Source organism: Nocardioides sp. Soil805, assembly GCF_001429625.1.
Classification (GTDB): Bacteria; Actinomycetota; Actinomycetes; order Propionibacteriales; family Nocardioidaceae; genus Nocardioides.
On the sequence record NZ_LMSU01000007.1, the window covers coordinates 42,466 to 59,092 of the forward strand.

Genomic DNA, 16,627 nt, shown 5'->3' on the forward strand with positions numbered 1-16,627 from the left:
CTCACCTTCACTCACTGTGGTTGCCGAGGTCGCCGCGGAACCACGCGGCGGCGTGCCGCGCGCGCTCCAAGCAGTCGTCGAGGTCGTCGCCGTAGGCGTTGACGTGGCCGACCTTGCGGCCGGGTCGCAGGTCCTTGCCGTAGAGGTGCACCCGCAGGTGCGGGTCACGGGCCATCGCGTGCGGGAAGCCGTCGTACAGCCGTCCGGTGTCGGCGGGCCCGCCCAGGATGTTGACCATCACGGTCCAGCGCGCCCGCGGGGCGGGTGAGCCGAGCGGGAGGTCCATGACGGCGCGCAGGTGGTTCTCGAACTGCGACGTGACCGCGCCGTCCTGCGTCCAGTGGCCGGTGTTGTGCGGCCGCATCGCCAGCTCGTTGACGAGGATGCGGCCGTCGGTCGTCTCGAAGAGCTCGACGGCGAGGATGCCCGTCACGTCGAGCGCCCCCGCGACGCGCAGCGCGATCTCCTGCGCCTGTCCGGCCAGGGCCGGCGACAGGTCCGGGGCGGGGGCGACGACCTCGAAGCAGATGCCGTCGAGCTGGGTGGAGGCGACGACGGGGTAGGACGCGGCCTGGCCGCTGGGCGAGCGGGCCACCAGGGCGGAGAGCTCGCGACGGAAGTCGACGAGCTCCTCGGCGAGCACCTCGACCCCGGCCGCGGCGGCCGCGGCGAAGGCCGCGTCGGCATCGGCCGGCTCGCGGACCACCCACACCCCCTTGCCGTCGTACCCGCCCCGCGTGGTCTTGAGGACGCACGGGAACCCGAACGCCTCCACGTCGGCCGGGGTGGCGACCAGCGCGTTGCGGGGGCACGGGATGCCCAGCTCGGCGAGCCGGGCGCGCATGACGCCCTTGTCCTGGGCGTGGACCAGCGCCCCGGGTCCGGGACGTACGGCGACGCCGGACTCCTCGAGCGCGTGCAGGTGCGCGGTCGGCACGTGCTCGTGGTCGAAGGTGACCACGGGGCAGCCCGTGGTCACACGGCGCAGGGTGTCGAGGTCGGTGTAGTCGCCGACCTCGTGGTCGGGGATCACCTGGGCGGCGGAGACGCCCTCGGCCTCGGCGAGCAGCCGCAGCGGCAGGCCCAGGGCGATCGCCGGCTGCGCCATCATCCGGGCCAGCTGCCCTCCGCCGATCACGGCGAGGGTGGGTGCACGGTCGGTCACGCAGGAAACCCTAGGGCAGCCGTCCTGAGCGTCGCTCAGGTCGTCTCGGCACTCGTCTCGAAGCGCAGCCCGTGGCCCCGCAGGGTGGTGATGAGCCGCGGCTTGCGCGGGTCGTCGTCCAGCTTGCGGCGCAGCCACCCGAGGTGGACGTCGATGGTCTTGGACGAGGTCCAGAAGGTCGTGTCCCACACGTCCTCCATGAGCTCGGCGCGGGTCACCACCAGACCCGCCCGAGCCATCAGCGCGTGGAGGAGGTCGAACTCCTTGCGGGACAGCCGGATCTCCCGGTCACCCCTCCACACCTTCCGCTCGTGCGGGTCGAGACGGACGTCCTGGACCTTGAGCACGGGCCAAGGTTGCGTGGTGCCGGGTGCCCGTGCGGGCGGTTTTACCCAAACGTGGACGAATGGTCTGGTCCGGTTGGACGTGTCGTGGGAAAGGGGGGCCGCGGGTCAGCGGCGGCGTACGGCGACCGGCTCCACGAGCCCGAAGCCGTGCACGGGTCGCGCGGGCAGCCGGCGGCTCTCGAACTCCTCGACCGGCAGCTGGTCGGCCGTGCGCTGGTCGATGATGAGGCGGTTGCGCCGCGCCACGGCCGTCAGCCGCGCGGCCATGTTGACCGGCGGGCCGAACACGTCGCCCAGTCGCGGCACCACCGGCCCCGAGGCGAGGCCCACGCGGACGTCGGGGAGCTTGGGGTCGCGCCCGATCACGTTGATGATCCCCTCGGCCACCTCGATGGCCGACTCGGCGTCGGCGATCACGAAGAGCACCGAGTCGCCGAGGCTCTTGATGATCCGGCCGCCGTGGTTGGTGACGACGTCGTGGCAGCGGCCCTCGAACTTCTCCACGAGGTCGCCGATCTTGTCGCGGTCCATCTCGTTGGACAGCGCCGTGAAGGACACCAGGTCGGCGAAGCCGACCGTCACGTCGACGGTGTGCAGGTCCTCGTCGTTGGCGCCCATCGCCTCCATCCGCGCGACCGCCGCGGCGAGGTGGCGGCGCCACGCGTAGACCAGCGTCCTCTCGAAGTGGGGGCTGACGTCCTCGATCAGCCGCAGGGCCGAGCCCACGCGGGAGCCCAGGGCGTCCGGTCCGGCCTCGAGCTCCTCCACCCGGTTGGACAGGGTCGCGACCTCCCAGTCCGCGAGGCGCGCCATGGTCTGGCCGACGCCACGGGTCATGTTGACCGCCATGTCGAAGTCGACCGAGCCGCTGTCGACGATCCCGACGACGTCGCGGACCGCCTCGGCGTCGGCCCGGGTGAAGGCCCGCTCGCCCAGCTGGTCGGGGAAGCCGAGCGCGCGCCACAGGCGTCGCGTCTGGTCCACCGTCACCCCGGTCTCGGAGGCGACCTCGAGGGCGGTCAGCGTGGGCTGCTCGCCCAGGATCGCCATGTCCAGGCGCTCGGGGGCCGGGGCCGTCGCGTCCGGCCCCTGCTGCCCGCGGCGTCGGCGCTCAGGTGCCATCGTCGACGCGCTCGGCGGCCGGGCCGCCCGTGGAGAGGGTGTGCAGCTCCTCGGCCACCCGCAGCTGGACCTGCTCGACGCGCGGGATGTCGGAGAGCAGCACCCGGCCGTTGGTGCTGGCGTCGGAGACGATGAGGGTGCCGCAGCCGAAGAGCCGGTCGACGACGCCGATCTCGAAGTCGACGCCGCTGATCCGGTTGAGCGGGATCGTGCGGCCCTCCTTGGCGATCAGGCCGGAGCGCTTGATGAAGCGACGGTTGGTGAAGGTGTACGTCGTGGTGAGCCAGTCCAGGAAGGGCCGCAGCACGAACCACACGGCGATCGCCGCGGCCACGAGGCCTGCGGCCAGGCCGAGGCCGGTCGAGTCGCTGACGGTGCCGAGCCAGGTCACCGCCGCGGCCAGGAGCACGAGCACGACCACCGGGAGGACGAGCGCCTTGGGGTGCGTCCGCGTGGACACGACGACGCGCTCGCCGTCGTTGAGGAGCTTGGTCGGGAAGGCCACGTCCCGATCATGTCACTGGCGCGGGCGCACGTGAACGACATCGCCCGCCCCGACGGTGAAGGTCCCCTCGCCGGTGCTCACCACCAGCGCGCCCCGGTCGTCCACGGCGAGCGCCTCGCCGCGGCGTACCTCCACGCCGTCCGGGCCGCCCGGGAGGTGGACGTCGACCTCGCGGCCCAGGGTGGAGCAGACGTCGGTGTAGGCCGCGCGGAGCGAGGCGGTGTCGCCGAGCAGGCCCTGGAGGCCGTGCAGGGAGCCCAGCACCTGGCCGAGCAGTCCGGTGCGGTCGACCCGCTCCGAGGTCTCCAGCTCGATGGAGGTGGCCAGCGCGACGGGGAGCTCGTCGAGCGTCTGGGAGACGTTGATGCCCACCCCGACCACCGCCGCGGGACCGGTCGGTGTCTCGATCCGCTCGACGAGGATGCCGGCCAGCTTGCGCTCCTCGACCAGCACGTCGTTGGGCCACTTGAGGGCGATCTCGGGGATCCGGTCGGCGACGGCGGCCTGGACGGCGTACCCCGTCAGCAGCGGCAGCCACGTCCAGTCCTGGGCGGGCACGTCGGGGCGCAGCAGCACCGAGAAGGTCAGCGAGGTGCGCGCCGGGGTCTCCCACACCCGGTCGAGGCGCCCCCGGCCCGCGGTCTGGTGCTCGGTGACCACGACGAGGCCCTCCTCCTCCCCCGCACGGGCACGCTCGGCCACCACGGCGTTGGTGGAGGGGGTGGCCTCGGTGACCTCGACGCGCCAGCCGTCGGGCGCCGCGATGCGGTCGGGGTCGAGTGCTGGGCGCGGTGCCGGGGCGGAGGTCATGGCACTACATTGTCGGACGCAGACAACAGGAGGCCACACGACGTGAGTGCACAGGTGCAGCCCGGCGAGGGCACGGACGTCCCTGCTGGGGACAGCGACATCGACATCCACACGACGGCAGGCAAGCTCGCCGATCTCGAGCGGCGCCTCGACGAGGCGGTCCACGCCGGCTCGGCCAAGGCCGTGGAGAAGCAGCACGCGAAGGGGCGCAAGACCGCCCGCGAGCGCATCGAGCTCCTCTTCGACGAGGGCTCCTTCGTGGAGCTCGACGAGCTCGCGCGACACCGCTCGACCGCGTTCGGCCTGCAGGACCGCCGTCCGTACGGCGACGGCGTCGTCACTGGCTACGGCACCGTCGACGGCCGCCAGGTCTGCGTGTTCTCCCAGGACTTCACCGTCTTCGGCGGCTCGCTGGGCGAGGTCTACGGCGAGAAGATCACCAAGGTGATGGACCTCGCCATCAAGACCGGCTGCCCGATCATCGGCATCAACGAGGGCGCCGGCGCCCGCATCCAGGAGGGCGTCGTCTCGCTCGGCCTGTACGGCGAGATCTTCCGCCGCAACGTGCACGCCTCGGGCGTCATCCCGCAGATCTCGATGATCATGGGCAACTGCGCCGGCGGCCACGTCTACTCCCCCGCGGTCACCGACTTCACGATCATGGTCGACAAGACCTCCGCGATGTTCATCACCGGGCCCGACGTCATCAAGACCGTCACCGGCGAGGACGTCACGATGGAGGAGCTCGGCGGCGCGCGGACGCACAACACCAAGTCGGGCAACGCCCACTACATGGCCTCCGACGAGGAGGACGCCATCGAGTACGTCAAGGCGCTGCTGTCCTACCTCCCCCAGAACAACCTCGACGAGCCGGTCGTCTACGACGAGCAGGCCGACCTCGAGCTGGGCGACCTGGACCGGGCGCTCGACACGCTGATCCCGGACGGCGCCAACCAGCCGTACGACATGCACACGGTCATCGAGACCGTGCTGGACGACCAGGAGTTCCTCGAGGTCCAGCCGCTCTTCGCGCCCAACATCATCGTCGGCTACGGCCGCGTCGAGGGTCGCCCGGTCGGCGTCGTGGCCAACCAGCCGATGCAGTTCGCCGGCACCCTCGACATCGACGCCTCCGAGAAGGCCGCCCGCTTCGTGCGCACGTGCGACGCCTTCAACATCCCGGTGCTGACGTTCGTCGACGTGCCCGGCTTCCTGCCCGGGACCGACCAGGAGTTCAACGGCATCATCCGCCGCGGCGCCAAGCTGATCTACGCCTACGCCGAGGCGACTGTGCCGCTGATCACGGTCATCACGCGCAAGGCCTACGGCGGCGCCTACGACGTGATGGGCTCCAAGCACCTCGGCGCCGACATCAACGTCTCGTGGCCCACCGGCCAGATCGCGGTGATGGGCGCCCAGGGCGCGGTCAACATCCTCTACCGCAAGGAGATCGCGGAGGCCGAGAAGGCCGGCAACGTCGAGGAGCGCCGCGCCGAGCTGGTCCAGGAGTACGACGACACCCTGGCCAACCCCTACATCGCGGCCGAGCGCGGCTACATCGACGCCGTCATCTCCCCCCACGAGACCCGCTCGGAGATCGTCCGCTCGCTGCGGCTGCTGCGCTCCAAGCGCGAGACCCTGCCGCCCAAGAAGCACGGGAACATCCCGCTGTGAGCGGCAGCGAACGATCCGGCGCTGTGAGCGACAGCGACAGCGGGCCCGGGACGGCTGCCGCGCCGCTGCTACGCGTGGTCAACCCCGACGCCACCCCCGAGGAGGTCGCGGCCCTGGTGGCCGTGTTCGCCTCCCTCGGGACCGCGGGCGACGAGGCGCCGAGGCGACGTACGCCGGAGTGGTCGGCGCCGCACCGTGGCGTCCGCCGCACCCACCCCAGCGGTCCCGGCGGCTGGCGCTCGAGCGCGGCACCCCGCTAGGGGCGGCAGGTCGTAGGGTCGCCTCCGTGACCGACACCTCTTCCCGGACCATCGACGCCCTCTGCGAGGCGTTCGTCGAGGACTTCTGCGCCCTCGACCCCATCGCCGCGACGTACTACGGCGTCGCCGGGCACGACGACCGCCTGCCCGACTACTCGCCGGCCGGCTACGACGCCCGCGTCGACCTCGTACGCCGCGCGGTCTCGGCCGTGGAGGCCGCGACGCCCGTCGACGACCGCGAGGCCGCGGCCCGCGACTCCTTCCTCGAGCGCCACCGCCTCGAGCTCGAGATGGAGGACGCCGGCATCGCGCGGTGCATGGTGTCGGTCATCGACAGCGCCGTCCACGGGATGCGCCAGGTCTTCGACCTCATGCCCACCGAGGGCGACGCCGCCCTCGAGGCGATCGACGCCCGCCTCGCGGCGATCCCCGCCGCGGTGCAGGGCTACCGCGTCACCCTGGCCGACGAGGCGTCGCACGGGCGGGTGTCGGCATCGGCGCAGTACGCGAAGGTCGTCGAGCAGATCCGCGGCTGGACGGGCGAGACGGGCGAGAGCGGGGACTTCTTCGCCGGCCTCGTCGAGCGCTGTGCCCCCGCCGGCGACCTCGCCGAGCGGATGCGCGAGCACGCCCGGGCGGCCACCCGCGCGTTCGCCGACTTCGGGCTCTTCCTGTCCGACGAGCTCGAGCCGCAGGGCCGTGACAAGGAGGCGGTGGGCCGCGAGCACTACGCGCTGACCAGCCGCTACTTCCTCGGAGCAACGGTCGACCTGGAGGAGACCTACGCCTGGGGCTGGCAGGAGCTCAAGCGGCTGGCCGACGACATGGCCGCCACCGCCGACCGCATCCTGCCCGGCGCCACGGTCGCCGAGGCGGTGGCGCACCTCGACGCCGACCCCGCCCGCGTCGTGCACGGTCGCGAGGCCTTCCGCGACTGGATGCAGGAGCTCGCCGACCGCACGCTCGCCGACATGGCCGACGTCCACTTCGACATCCCCGAGCCGATCCGCCGCATCGAGTGCATGCTCGCCCCGACCAACGACGGCGGCATCTACTACACGGGCCCGTCGGAGGACTTCGAGCGCCCCGGGCGCATGTGGTGGTCGGTGCCGGACGGCATCGAGGACTTCTACCCGTGGCGCGAGGTGACGACCGTCTTCCACGAGGGCGTCCCCGGCCACCACCTCCAGGTCGCCCAGACGGCGTACCGCAGCGAGAGCCTCAACCGCTGGCAGCGGCTCATGTGCTGGGTCAGCGGGCACGGCGAGGGCTGGGCCCTGTACGCCGAGCGGCTGATGGACGACCTCGGCCACCTGGCCGACCCGGCCGACCGCCTCGGCATGCTCGACGGGCAGTCCTTCCGGGCCGCGCGGGTGATCGTCGACATCGGCATGCACCTCGAGCTGGAGATCCCCGAGGACAACCCGTTCGGCTTCCACCCCGGTGAGACGTGGACCCCCGAGCTGGGCCGCGAGTTCCTCGGCCAGCACTGCCAGATGGAGTCGGAGGTCCTCGACTTCGAGATCAACCGCTACCTCGGCTGGCCGGGACAGGCACCGTCGTACAAGGTCGGCGAGCGCATCTGGCTCCAGGCCCGAGACGACGTGCGCGCGCGGCAGGGCGACGACTTCGACCTCAAGGCCTTCCACCGCGCGGCCCTCGACCTCGGCTCGCTGGGCCTCGACCCGCTCCGGGCGGCGCTCGCGCGGCTGTGAGGTGAGCGTGGGCGGTCGCAGCCACCAGAGGACTACGACCGCCCACGACCTCCGACCGGGCAGCCGGGGCGACATCGGCGAGGGGTTCCTGCCCAGCCCCGTGCCCCGAGGATGGCCGCCAACGCGCCGACGACACGGCACGGGGACAGCACCTGCGACCACCCGAGCCGGATCGTCACGAGCGCGTGGACCGCGGCGTCGAGGTCCCGGTCGAGGTCGGCCCACCTGTCCTCGGAGTCCCGGTGCCCGAACCGCCCGTCGAGCTCGACGACGAGGCCCTCCGCCTCGTACGTCACGTCGCGGACGACCGCGCGACCCTGGCGCGCGTCGCGGACCTGTCGCCGCCCCGCGGGGAGCCCGTGGGCGCGCTCGACGTCGCGCAGGTAACGGTGCTCCAGCACCGACCGGGCACCCTCGGCCACGTCCTGCAGCACGTCCACCAGCGCGGCCCGGCCCTTCAGGGTGCCGAGCCGCTCGAGGGCGTGGAGCAGCTTCGTGACATCGGTCCGACCCTGCTGGCAGGCATCGGCCAGCACGGCGACGGCGCCCGCGAGGTCTCGCTGCGAGGCGACCTTGAGCAACGCCAGCTCCACCGTGACCCGCGGGGGCCACCGGTGCGAGGTCAGCCAGGAGGACGCGCCGCGCACGCGCTCGACCCGGACGCCGGGCACCGGCGCCGGGGACCGCCTCGCCGCGTCGATCATCACCCACACGGGGTCGTCCGGTCCGCGCGGACGGCGGTCGCGGCGGACTCCGTGCAGGTCGAGTGCCGTCTGCCGGTGCGCAGCCGCCGGCCAGTGCAGGAGCACGGCGGCCCAGGTCCGCTGTGAGCGGGTCAACGGGCCGTGTGGTCGACGTACACGCCCTCGTGCACGCGGGCCCGCAGCATGCCCCGGATGTCGACGTCGTCCCCGCCGGCCTCGAGGACCTGGCGGCGGGAGACGACCCCCGACTGGCGCTCCATCAGCCGGCGCAGCGCCGCACGGTCGAGGAGGCAGTCACGGCGGCGGGGCACGAGCGGATGCTGCTCCGTCCGCGTGCAACCCACACCTGGGAGTCGTGGCCTGTGGAGAGACGCGGTCGTGGGCGGTCGCAGTCGTCCGAGGACTGCGACCGCCCACGCTCGGGCGGGGTGGGTCGACGTCCTAGGGTCGGGACCATGCAGCTCGTCCTCGCCTCCGCCTCCCCCGCCCGGCTCGCCACCCTGCGCTCCGCGGGCGTCGAACCCCGCGTGATCGTCAGCGGGGTCGACGAGTCACAGCTCGACGGGCTGCCGCCGGCCGAGCTGGCGCTCCGGCTGGCCGAGCTCAAGTGCGCTGCGGTGGCGACGCGCGAGGACGTCCCGACCGGCGCGCTGGTGCTGGGCTGCGACTCGGTGCTCGAGCTCGACGGCGAGGCACTGGGCAAGCCCGGGTCCGCGGAGGTGGCGGTCCAGCGGTGGCAGATGATGCGGGGGCGCAGCGGCGTGCTGCACACCGGTCACTGCCTGCGCGAGGTCTCCTCGGGTCGCGTGGCCGCGGCGACGGCGAGCACGACGGTGCACTTCGCCGACGTCAGCGACGACGAGATCACGGCGTACGTCGCCACCGGCGAGCCGCTGGAGGTGGCCGGCGCCTTCACCGTCGACGGCCTCGGCGGCGCGTTCGTCAGCGGGATCGAGGGCGACCACCACAACGTCGTGGGGGTCAGCCTCCCGCTGCTGCGCGAGCTCGTCGTCGAGCTCGGCCACACCTGGACCGCGCTGTGGGACGAGGCCGGCGTCAGCCCGGCTTGACCGCGATGACCGGGCAGGTGGCGTCGATGATGACGCGCTGGGCGACACTGCCCATGATCACCTTGCCGACCGGGGTGCGGTGCCGGATGCCGATCACGATCACGTCGGCGATGACCTCCTTGGCGACCGCGAGGATCTCGTCGGCGATGTCCTTGCCGGTCGTCTGGCGCAGCTCGTGCTCGACCCCACTGGCGGCCAGCTGCTCCTCGAGGGTCACCTTGTCGTCCTCGCCGAGGTAGCGACGGTCGACCAGGGCGTCGCCCTTGGTGCTGTTGACGATGACGACGCCGGTGTGGCGCCGCTGCGCCTCGCCGAGGCCGTAGGCGAGCGCGGCCTCGCCGTACTCGTCCGGGATGAAGCCGATCACGACAGCCATCAGGAGACCTCCGACTCGTTGGACACGGGGTGGGGCACCGGACCACGGACCCGGGACAGGACCGTGGGCACGACGAGGGCCAGCAGGATGAGCAGGTAGACGAAGATCGCCAGCGGCTCGTTGAACAGCCCGCTGATCGCGCCGTTGGACAGGTCGAGCGCCTCGCGCATCTTGGTCTCCATGAGCGGGCCGATGATGACGCCGAGGATCAGGGGCAGGAGCGGGATGCCGAAGCGGCGTACGGCGAACCCGACGGCGCCGAAGACCAGCAGCAGGGCGACGTCGAAGGCGCTCTGGTTGACCGCGTAGGCACCCAGCGAGGCGAAGAACAGGATGCCCGCGTAGAGCTGGGGTCGCGGGATGCGCAGCAGCTTGGCCCACAGGGGCGCCAGCGGCAGGTTGATCGCCAGCAGCAGGGTGTTGCCGATGAGCAGGCTGGCGAGCAGCGTCCACACCAGGTCGGGCTGGTCGGCCATCAGCGTGGGCCCGGGCACGATGCCGTACGTGCGCATGGCCGCGAGCAGCACGGCCGCCGTCGCGGTCACCGGCAGGCCCAGAGCCAGCAGCGGCACGAACATCCCGGCGGCGCTGGCGTTGTTGGCCGCCTCCGGCCCGGCGACGCCCTCGATGGCCCCGTGGCCGAACTCGTCGGACCTGCGCGAGAGCTTGCGCTCCAGGACGTAGGACATGAACGTCGGCGTCTCCGCGCCACCGGCGGGCAGCGCACCGAACGGGAAGCCGAGGGCGGTGCCGCGCAGCCACGGCCTCCAGGAGCGCGACCAGTCCTCACGGCTCATGAACGGCCTCCCGACCGGGATCACGTCGAGCGGGGCGCGACGCAGGTGCGCGGCGATCCACATGGCCTCGCCGATGGCGAAGATGCCGACCGCGACGACGACGATGTCGATGCCGTCGGCGAGCTGGAGGACCCCACCGGTCAGCCGTGCCTGGCCGGTCGAGAGGTCGAGGCCGACGAGCCCGATGGTGAGGCCGATCGCCAGCCCGATGAAGCCACGCAGCTTGGACGAGCCCAGCACCGCGGTGACGAGCACGAGGGAGAACAGCATGATCGCGAAGAACGACGGCGCCCCGATGTTGACCGCGACCCGCGCCAGGCCCGGGGTGAAGAACGCGACGAGCAGGGTGCCGATGGTGCCGGCGATGAAGGACCCGATCGCCGCGGTGGCCAGCGCCTGGGCGGCACGGCCCTTCTTGGCCATCTTGTTGCCCTCGATGGCCGTCATCACCGAAGCCGACTCGCCGGGGGTGTTGAGCAGGATCGAGGTCGTCGAGCCGCCGTACATGCCCCCGTAGTAGATGCCGGCGAAGAGGATGAACGATTGGGTGGGCTCGAGGCCGAAGGTGAGGGGCAGCAGCAGGGCCACCGCCATGGCCGGGCCGATGCCGGGCAGCACGCCGACGAACGTGCCGAGGAGCACGCCGACCGCGCAGAAGGCGAGGTTCTGCGGCGTGAGCGCGCTGGCGAAGCCGTCGAGGAGCAGGGTGAGGGTGTCCATCTCAGAGCACCCCGTCCAGGATCCCGGGCGCCAGCGGCACGTCGAGGCCGACGTAGAAGAAGTACCAGGTGGCGGCCGCCATCACGACGCCCACGACGAGGTCGCGGACCAGGGTGCGCGACCCGAGGGCCCAGGCACAGCCCGCGAAGAGCAGCCCCCCGGTCACGGCCCAGCCGAGCACGTTGACCAGCAGCACGTTGAGCACCAGGATCCCGGCCAGCTTGCCGACGGTGACCCAGTCGGCCGGGCTGGTGAGGTCGACGTCCTCGCCCTCCTCGCCCTGCGCCACGTCGCCGCGGGCGGTGGCCACCGCGAGCAGGACGGCGAGCACGATCATCGACGCGCCGACGACGTAGGGGAAGACGCGGGGACCGATGGGGTCGCCGAAGCCGACGTTGAGGCCGCGGGCGTCGATGATCGTCCAGAGACCGACCAGGGCGAGGACGGCGGCGAGGCCGTACTGCGCGCGGTCGACCTCGACCGGCTCGGTGCGGGGTGCTGCGGTGTCGGCCATCAGAGGAGTCCCAGATCCGTCAGGGTGGTGGAGACCCGCGTGTCCTGCTCCTGCAGGAAGGCCTCGAAGTCGTCACCGGTCGTGAAGTCGTCGGTCCAGCCGTTCTCGGTCAGCGTGTCCTGCCACTGCGGCGTGTCGTGCATCGCCTCGAGGTAGCCGATGAGCTCGTCGCGACGCTCCTCGGAGATGTCCGGCGGGGCGAGCAGGCCTCGCCAGTTGAGGAAGACCAGGTCGATGCCCGACTCGGTCAGCGTGGGCACGTCGGCGAACGCCTCCTGCGGGGAGCGCTCCTCCCCGGAGACGGCCAGCATCCGCAGCTCGCCGTCCTCGACGCTGCCGAGGAACTCGGCGGGCCCCGAGAACCCGACGTCGATCTTGCTGCCGAGCAGGGCGCTGGTGAGCGGCCCGCCACCGTCGTACGACACGTAGTTGACGTCGCGGGGGTCGATGCCGACCTCGTCGGCCAGCTGCATCGGGAAGAGGTGGTCGGGGCCGCCGGGCGACGAGCCGCCGCCGATGGCCAGCGAGGAAGGGTCCGCCTTCCACGCGTCGACGAAGTCGTCGACGGTCTCGTACGGCGAGTCGGCCGGCACCAGGATGCCCTCGGGCTCGCTCATCAGCTGCGCGACCGGCGTCGCGTCGAGCGGGCCGTAGCCGCTGGCGAACGAGTACGTCGAGCCGACGACGCCGAGGCCCACCGTCATCAGGGTGTGCTCGTCGCCGGCCTCGCCGATCAGCTGCGTCATCGCGGCAGCGCCGCCGGCACCGATGACGTTCTCCACGGTGAAGCTGCCGCCCGTGATGTCGTCGTCCTCCATGACGCCCACGGCGGCACGGCCGGTCTGGTCGTAGCCCCCGCCGGGACTGTTGGGGATGATCATCAGCAGGTCGCGGCTGTCGTCGCCGCGGGTGACGCCGCACCCGGCGAGCGAGAGCGCGACCCCGAGGCTCGCCAGGATGGCCGTCGTACGTCGCCCCAGCCGTCGCATGCGCCACATCGTGCACCCGGGACGGGTGCCGTGTCGAGGACGACCCCGGCGGTCTCAGAGCGTGGTGGCGACGCCGTCCTCGGCTACCTCGTCGCGGATCCCGAAGACGAGCTGGCGGGTCATCACGAAGCGCGCGGCGTTGGCCATGGCCAGCCCGATCACGTTGGCCGAGAGGTTGTCGGAGACCGGGTCGTCGAGCCCGAGCGGGTTGCGGCTGATCCACAGGCACGCCATCGGGATGAGCATGGTGACGAGGCTGATGGCCACGAAGGCCGTGCGTCCGCCGTCGAGGTGACGGGTCGAGCGGTGCCGGAAGGCCCACGAGCGCGTGCCCCGGTAGGCGATCACCGTGCCGACGAGGTTGGCCAGGACGTAGCCGAGCTGCGGCTGGTCGTTCATGGGCGCCATGCCCTCGGTGTTGAAGCCGTGGACCAGCAGGTTGAACAGGATCACCGAGACGGTGGTCGCCACCAGCCCGACGGCCAGGTAGCGCCAGATCTCCCCCGCCAGCCGGCGGCCCCTCGGCGTCACGGTGAAAGGCTAGCCCGAGCACCGCGCCGATCCGGTCTCCTCGGCGCGCCGTGACGGGAGGCATTGCTCACTCGACCGGCCGTCGGAGAGCCGGTGCTCGGCCCCCTGGCCGCGAGGTGTCAGCGCAGGCGCGCGGGGTTGACCGCCGCCGTCACGGCCGCGGCGTACGCCAGGTAGCCGTCGAGAGTGGGGTGGAAGGCGCCCGGGTCGAACGGGCCGAGGACCCAGGGCTCCGGAGCGTTGACGCCGTGGCCGTCGAACCGCTCGGTGACGTCCACGAAGTCGAAGCCGTGCCGGACGGCCGCCGCCTCGACCACGCCGTTGAGCAGGTCGGCGCCGTCGTTGAGGGCCTGCTGCTCGGCGAGCGAGGCACCGAGGTAGGCACCGTTCTCCGGCGAGAACAGGCGCGGGTAGCCCGTCACCACGACGCTGGCATCGGGAGCAGCCGCCGCGACCTGCGTGTGGACGGCGTCCAGAAGCCCCGGCAGCTGGGTGACGATGCGCCCGCGGACCAGGCCCAGGGCCCCGGAGCACTGCAGGTCGGTGCCGCCGAGGCAGGCGCCCACCGCCGAGGACCAGCCGATGTCGTTGCCGCCGATGCTGAGCGTGACCAGGTCGGTGTCGTCGTCGAGTGCCGAGAGCTGTCCGCCCGACACGAGGGACGTGGTCGTCGCCCCGGCGCACGCGACGAAGTCGTCGAGGGTGATCTTCTTGCGCCCGTCGACCAGGACGGCGTACGCCGACTGCGACCGCCCGCAGGTCGCCGAGTACGGCGGGACGCCGTAGCCCGACGCGTAGGAGTCACCGAGGGCGTCGTACTCGATGGACTGACGCGGCGCCGCCGCGGCCGGGGCCGCCCCGGCGAGGGCGAGGACCAGCAGGACGAGGGCGGTGACGGTGCGCTTCATGGTCGGAACGTACGCCCGGTGGGACGGCCCTGAACAGGGCCGACCGGTCACTCGACCGGCAGGCCGAGCCCCCGCGCGATGAGCATCCGCTGGACCTCCGAGGTGCCCTCGCCGATCTCGAGCACCTTGGCGTCGCGGTAGAAGCGCACCACGGGGTACTCCTCCATGAAGCCGTAGCCGCCGAAGACCTGGGTGGCGATGCGGGTCGCCGTGACGGCCGACTCGGTGGCGTAGAGCTTGGCGACGGCGGCGGCCTGCTTGAAGTCCTTCGTGGAGACGGCGTGGCCGGCGTCCATGGCGTCCTTCATCGCGGCCGCCTTGTAGGTGAGCAGGCGCGAGGCGTCGAGCATGACCTGGAGGTCGCTGATCTGGAAGGCGACGCCCTGCTTGCGTCCGATGGGACCGCCGAAGGTCTGTCGCTGCCCGGCGTACTCCAGGGACAGGTCGAGGCAGGCCTGGATGCAGCCGACGGCGAGGGCGGCGATCGCGACCCGTCCGTCGTCGAGGGTGGCGAGGAACTGCGCGTAGCCGCGACCGCGCTCGCCGAGCAGGTGCGACTCGGGCACCCGGGCGTCCTCGAAGGACAGCGGGTGGGTGTCGGAGGCGTGCCAGCCGAGCTTGTCGTAGGCCTTCTCGGCCGTGAAGCCGGGGGTCCCGCTCGGGATCATGATGGTGGAGATCTCGGCCTTGCCGCCCTCACGCTCACCGGTGCGGGCGGTGACGGTGACGAGCGAGGTGATCTCGGAGCCGGAGTTGGTGATGAACTGCTTGGCACCGTTGACGACCCACTCGCCGTCGGCCAGGACGGCCTTGGTCCTGGTCGCCCCCGCGTCGGAGCCGGCGCCGGGCTCGGTCAGGCCGAAGCCGGCGAGCCGCTGGCCGGAGACCAGGTCGGGCAGCCACGTCTTCTTCTGGTCCTCGGTGCCGAAGGTGAGGATCGGGTTGATGCCCAGGCCGACCGCGGCCTCGAGCGTGATGCCCATCGACTGGTCGACGCGACCGATCTCCTCGATGGCCAGGCACAGCGAGGTGAAGCCGCCGTCCTCGCCGGCGAGGCCGGAGCCGCCGAACTCCTCCGGGGCCGTGAGCCCCATCAACCCGAGGTCGCCCATCTGCTGCACCACGTCGGTCGGGAAGTGGTGGTCGCGGTCCCACTGGGCCGCGTGCGGGGCGATCTGGGCCTGCGCGAACTCGCGCACGCTGCGCCGGAACTGCTCGTGCTCGGGGGACAGCTCGAAGGTCATGGGGAGAGAGTAGCCGCGTTGGTTAACGATCGCTAACCCCGTCGACCTCGATTCCGGTCGGGCCCGTACAGTCCACTAAGGTAAGCCGACCCTAACGACCGTCACGCCATCCGATCCGCGAGGACCCGTCTCCATGCCGACCTCCCCCCTGCGCCGCCCCCTGCGTCGTACCGCTCGCCGCTGGGCCGGCGCCACCGTCGCCGCGCTGCTGGTCGCCCCCCTGGGCGCGTGCAGCATCCTCAACCCGCCGGACCTGGTCATCTACAACGCCCAGCACGAGGAGCTGCTCGACGAGATCGTGCCGCTCTTCGAGGAGGAGTCCGGCCTCGACGTCGAGCTGCGCAGCGGCAAGGACCTCGAGATGGCCAACCAGATCGTCGAGGAGGGCAGCGACTCCCCCGCCGACGTCTTCCTCACCGAGAACTCGCCCGCGATGAGCATCGTCGACAACGCCGGGCTCTTCGCGCCGGTGCCGCAGGCCGCGCTCGACAACATCCCGGCGGAGTACGTCCCCAGCTCGGGCACCTGGACCGGCTTCCTGGCCCGCTCGACGGTGGTCATGTACAACACCGACAACGTCACCGAGGCGGACATGCCGGCGAGCATCCTCGACTTCGCCGACCCCGAGTGGAAGGGCCGCGTCGGCTTCTCCCCCACCGGGGCCGACTTCCAGGCGATCGTCTCGGCCGTGCTGGAGCTCGAGGGCGAGGAGGCGACCCGCACCTGGCTCGAGGGCCTCGCCGCCAACGGGGTCGTCCTGCAGAACAACCTCGTGGTCATGCAGGCGGCCGACTCCGGCGAGATCGACGCCGGGATCGCCTACCACTACTACTGGTACCGCGACCGCGAGGAGGGCGGGTCGGACTCGGACAGCTCCGAGCTCTACTTCTTCGGCGACCAGGACCCCGGGGCCTTCCTGTCCGTCTCGGGCGCGGGGATCCTCGAGAGCAGCGAGCACCAGGAGGCCGCCGACGAGTTCGTCGAGTGGCTGACCTCGACGACCGCGCAGCAGGCCATGGCCGAGTCCTACGCGCTGGAGTACCCGCTCAACCCGGACGCCGAGCTCAACCGGGACGTCAAGCCCTTCGACGAGCTCGAGCCCCCGGCCGTCGACGTCTCCAGCCTCAACGGTCCCCAGGTGACCGAGCTGATGACCGAGGCCGGACTGCTCTGAGG

The 16,627-nt window shown here is 71.9% G+C and carries 19 protein-coding genes; 5 read left to right on the top strand and 14 right to left on the bottom strand.

What is annotated here, in order from left to right:
• Positions 1-7 precede the first annotated feature (7 nt).
• The 5 genes from ASG94_RS20775 to ASG94_RS20795 form a co-directional block, all read right to left on the bottom strand.
• A complete protein-coding gene (locus tag ASG94_RS20775) occupies positions 8-1,165 on the bottom strand; it encodes a 5-(carboxyamino)imidazole ribonucleotide synthase (protein WP_082624419.1) in 1,158 nt (385 codons plus the stop codon).
• A 35-nt stretch (positions 1,166-1,200) separates the two neighbouring features.
• Positions 1,201-1,512, bottom strand: coding sequence for a winged helix-turn-helix domain-containing protein (locus ASG94_RS20780; protein ID WP_056928405.1), 312 nt, complete (start codon positions 1,510-1,512; stop codon positions 1,201-1,203).
• Between the two features lie 105 nt (positions 1,513-1,617).
• Complete coding sequence (locus ASG94_RS20785; protein ID WP_235537356.1) at positions 1,618-2,634, bottom strand: adenylate/guanylate cyclase domain-containing protein; 1,017 nt, start codon at positions 2,632-2,634, stop codon at positions 1,618-1,620.
• Positions 2,624-3,139 carry a PH domain-containing protein gene (locus tag ASG94_RS20790; RefSeq protein ID WP_056928407.1) on the bottom strand — a complete coding sequence of 172 codons (516 nt, stop codon included), beginning with the start codon at positions 3,137-3,139 and terminating at the stop codon, positions 2,624-2,626. Before ASG94_RS20790 ends, ASG94_RS20785 begins: the two co-directional genes overlap by 11 nt.
• 12 nt (positions 3,140-3,151) lie before the next feature.
• On the bottom strand, positions 3,152-3,949 hold the full coding sequence (locus ASG94_RS20795; RefSeq protein WP_056928408.1) for a biotin--[acetyl-CoA-carboxylase] ligase: 798 nt from the start codon (positions 3,947-3,949) through the stop codon (positions 3,152-3,154).
• 54 nt (positions 3,950-4,003) lie between these two features.
• Between ASG94_RS20795 and ASG94_RS20800 the strand changes: the two genes are divergently transcribed.
• Genes ASG94_RS20800 through ASG94_RS20810 form a run of 3 tightly spaced genes read left to right on the top strand, consistent with a single transcriptional unit; the run spans position 4,004 to position 7,598 of the window.
• The gene (locus ASG94_RS20800) at positions 4,004-5,623 is read left to right on the top strand and encodes an acyl-CoA carboxylase subunit beta (RefSeq protein WP_082624420.1); all 1,620 of its coding nucleotides are present in this window, start codon (positions 4,004-4,006) and stop codon (positions 5,621-5,623) included.
• A gap of 23 nt (positions 5,624-5,646) precedes the next feature.
• A complete protein-coding gene (locus ASG94_RS20805; RefSeq protein ID WP_162260850.1) occupies positions 5,647-5,883 on the top strand; it encodes an acyl-CoA carboxylase subunit epsilon in 237 nt (78 codons plus the stop codon).
• 26 nt (positions 5,884-5,909) lie between these two features.
• On the top strand, positions 5,910-7,598 hold the full coding sequence (locus tag ASG94_RS20810; RefSeq protein ID WP_200958223.1) for a DUF885 domain-containing protein: 1,689 nt from the start codon (positions 5,910-5,912) through the stop codon (positions 7,596-7,598).
• 32 nt (positions 7,599-7,630) lie between these two features.
• On the opposite strand, the gene ASG94_RS20815 is transcribed toward ASG94_RS20810, so the two are convergent.
• Positions 7,631-8,437: a hypothetical protein gene (locus ASG94_RS20815; protein ID WP_156411742.1), complete on the bottom strand. Its 807-nt coding sequence runs from the start codon at positions 8,435-8,437 to the stop codon at positions 7,631-7,633.
• Positions 8,434-8,613: a hypothetical protein gene (locus ASG94_RS20820; protein ID WP_056928411.1), complete on the bottom strand. Its 180-nt coding sequence runs from the start codon at positions 8,611-8,613 to the stop codon at positions 8,434-8,436. Before ASG94_RS20820 ends, ASG94_RS20815 begins: the two co-directional genes overlap by 4 nt.
• A gap of 144 nt (positions 8,614-8,757) precedes the next feature.
• On the opposite strand from ASG94_RS20820, the gene ASG94_RS20825 reads away from it, so the two are divergent.
• Positions 8,758-9,372 (top strand): Maf family protein, encoded by a 615-nt coding sequence (locus tag ASG94_RS20825; RefSeq protein ID WP_056928412.1) that lies wholly within the window; start codon positions 8,758-8,760, stop codon positions 9,370-9,372.
• Here the strand turns inward: ASG94_RS20825 and ASG94_RS20830 are convergent.
• The 7 genes from ASG94_RS20830 to ASG94_RS20860 all read right to left on the bottom strand — a co-directional run bounded on the left by ASG94_RS20830 (position 9,359) and on the right by ASG94_RS20860 (position 15,451).
• Positions 9,359-9,748, bottom strand: a complete 390-nt coding sequence (locus ASG94_RS20830) for a universal stress protein (protein ID WP_056928413.1) — start codon at positions 9,746-9,748, stop codon at positions 9,359-9,361. The genes ASG94_RS20825 and ASG94_RS20830 overlap by 14 nt on opposite strands.
• The gene (locus tag ASG94_RS20835) at positions 9,748-11,265 is read right to left on the bottom strand and encodes a tripartite tricarboxylate transporter permease (protein WP_056928414.1); all 1,518 of its coding nucleotides are present in this window, start codon (positions 11,263-11,265) and stop codon (positions 9,748-9,750) included. Before ASG94_RS20835 ends, ASG94_RS20830 begins: the two co-directional genes overlap by 1 nt.
• 1 nt (position 11,266) lies before the next feature.
• Positions 11,267-11,779: a tripartite tricarboxylate transporter TctB family protein gene (locus ASG94_RS20840; RefSeq protein ID WP_056928415.1), complete on the bottom strand. Its 513-nt coding sequence runs from the start codon at positions 11,777-11,779 to the stop codon at positions 11,267-11,269.
• Positions 11,779-12,768 carry a Bug family tripartite tricarboxylate transporter substrate binding protein gene (locus ASG94_RS20845; protein ID WP_056928441.1) on the bottom strand — a complete coding sequence of 330 codons (990 nt, stop codon included), beginning with the start codon at positions 12,766-12,768 and terminating at the stop codon, positions 11,779-11,781. Before ASG94_RS20845 ends, ASG94_RS20840 begins: the two co-directional genes overlap by 1 nt.
• Positions 12,769-12,822: 54 nt before the next feature.
• Complete coding sequence (locus tag ASG94_RS20850) at positions 12,823-13,299, bottom strand: GtrA family protein (protein WP_056928416.1); 477 nt, start codon at positions 13,297-13,299, stop codon at positions 12,823-12,825.
• Positions 13,300-13,418: 119 nt separating this feature from the next.
• A complete protein-coding gene (locus tag ASG94_RS20855; RefSeq protein WP_056928417.1) occupies positions 13,419-14,207 on the bottom strand; it encodes an SGNH/GDSL hydrolase family protein in 789 nt (262 codons plus the stop codon).
• 47 nt (positions 14,208-14,254) lie between these two features.
• Positions 14,255-15,451: an acyl-CoA dehydrogenase family protein gene (locus ASG94_RS20860; RefSeq protein ID WP_056928418.1), complete on the bottom strand. Its 1,197-nt coding sequence runs from the start codon at positions 15,449-15,451 to the stop codon at positions 14,255-14,257.
• Between the two features lie 133 nt (positions 15,452-15,584).
• On the opposite strand from ASG94_RS20860, the gene ASG94_RS20865 reads away from it, so the two are divergent.
• Complete coding sequence (locus tag ASG94_RS20865) at positions 15,585-16,625, top strand: iron ABC transporter substrate-binding protein (RefSeq protein ID WP_082624422.1); 1,041 nt, start codon at positions 15,585-15,587, stop codon at positions 16,623-16,625.
• The last annotated feature ends 2 nt before the right edge of the window (positions 16,626-16,627 follow it).

Bases quoted from the DNA above. Each gene is read 5' to 3' on its own strand.
- ASG94_RS20860 (WP_056928418.1), bottom strand. From the start codon at position 15,451: ATGACCTTCGAGCTGTCCCCCGAGCACGAGCAGTTCCGGCGCAGCGTG.
- ASG94_RS20855 (WP_056928417.1), bottom strand. From the start codon at position 14,207: ATGAAGCGCACCGTCACCGCCCTCGTCCTGCTGGTCCTCGCCCTCGCC.
- ASG94_RS20845 (WP_056928441.1), bottom strand. From the start codon at position 12,768: ATGCGACGGCTGGGGCGACGTACGACGGCCATCCTGGCGAGCCTCGGG.
- ASG94_RS20795 (WP_056928408.1), bottom strand. From the start codon at position 3,949: ATGACCTCCGCCCCGGCACCGCGCCCAGCACTCGACCCCGACCGCATC.
- ASG94_RS20785 (WP_235537356.1), bottom strand. From the start codon at position 2,634: ATGGCACCTGAGCGCCGACGCCGCGGGCAGCAGGGGCCGGACGCGACG.
- ASG94_RS20865 (WP_082624422.1), top strand. From the start codon at position 15,585: ATGCCGACCTCCCCCCTGCGCCGCCCCCTGCGTCGTACCGCTCGCCGC.
- ASG94_RS20835 (WP_056928414.1), bottom strand. From the start codon at position 11,265: ATGGACACCCTCACCCTGCTCCTCGACGGCTTCGCCAGCGCGCTCACG.
- ASG94_RS20830 (WP_056928413.1), bottom strand. From the start codon at position 9,748: ATGGCTGTCGTGATCGGCTTCATCCCGGACGAGTACGGCGAGGCCGCG.
- ASG94_RS20825 (WP_056928412.1), top strand. From the start codon at position 8,758: ATGCAGCTCGTCCTCGCCTCCGCCTCCCCCGCCCGGCTCGCCACCCTG.
- ASG94_RS20840 (WP_056928415.1), bottom strand. From the start codon at position 11,779: ATGGCCGACACCGCAGCACCCCGCACCGAGCCGGTCGAGGTCGACCGC.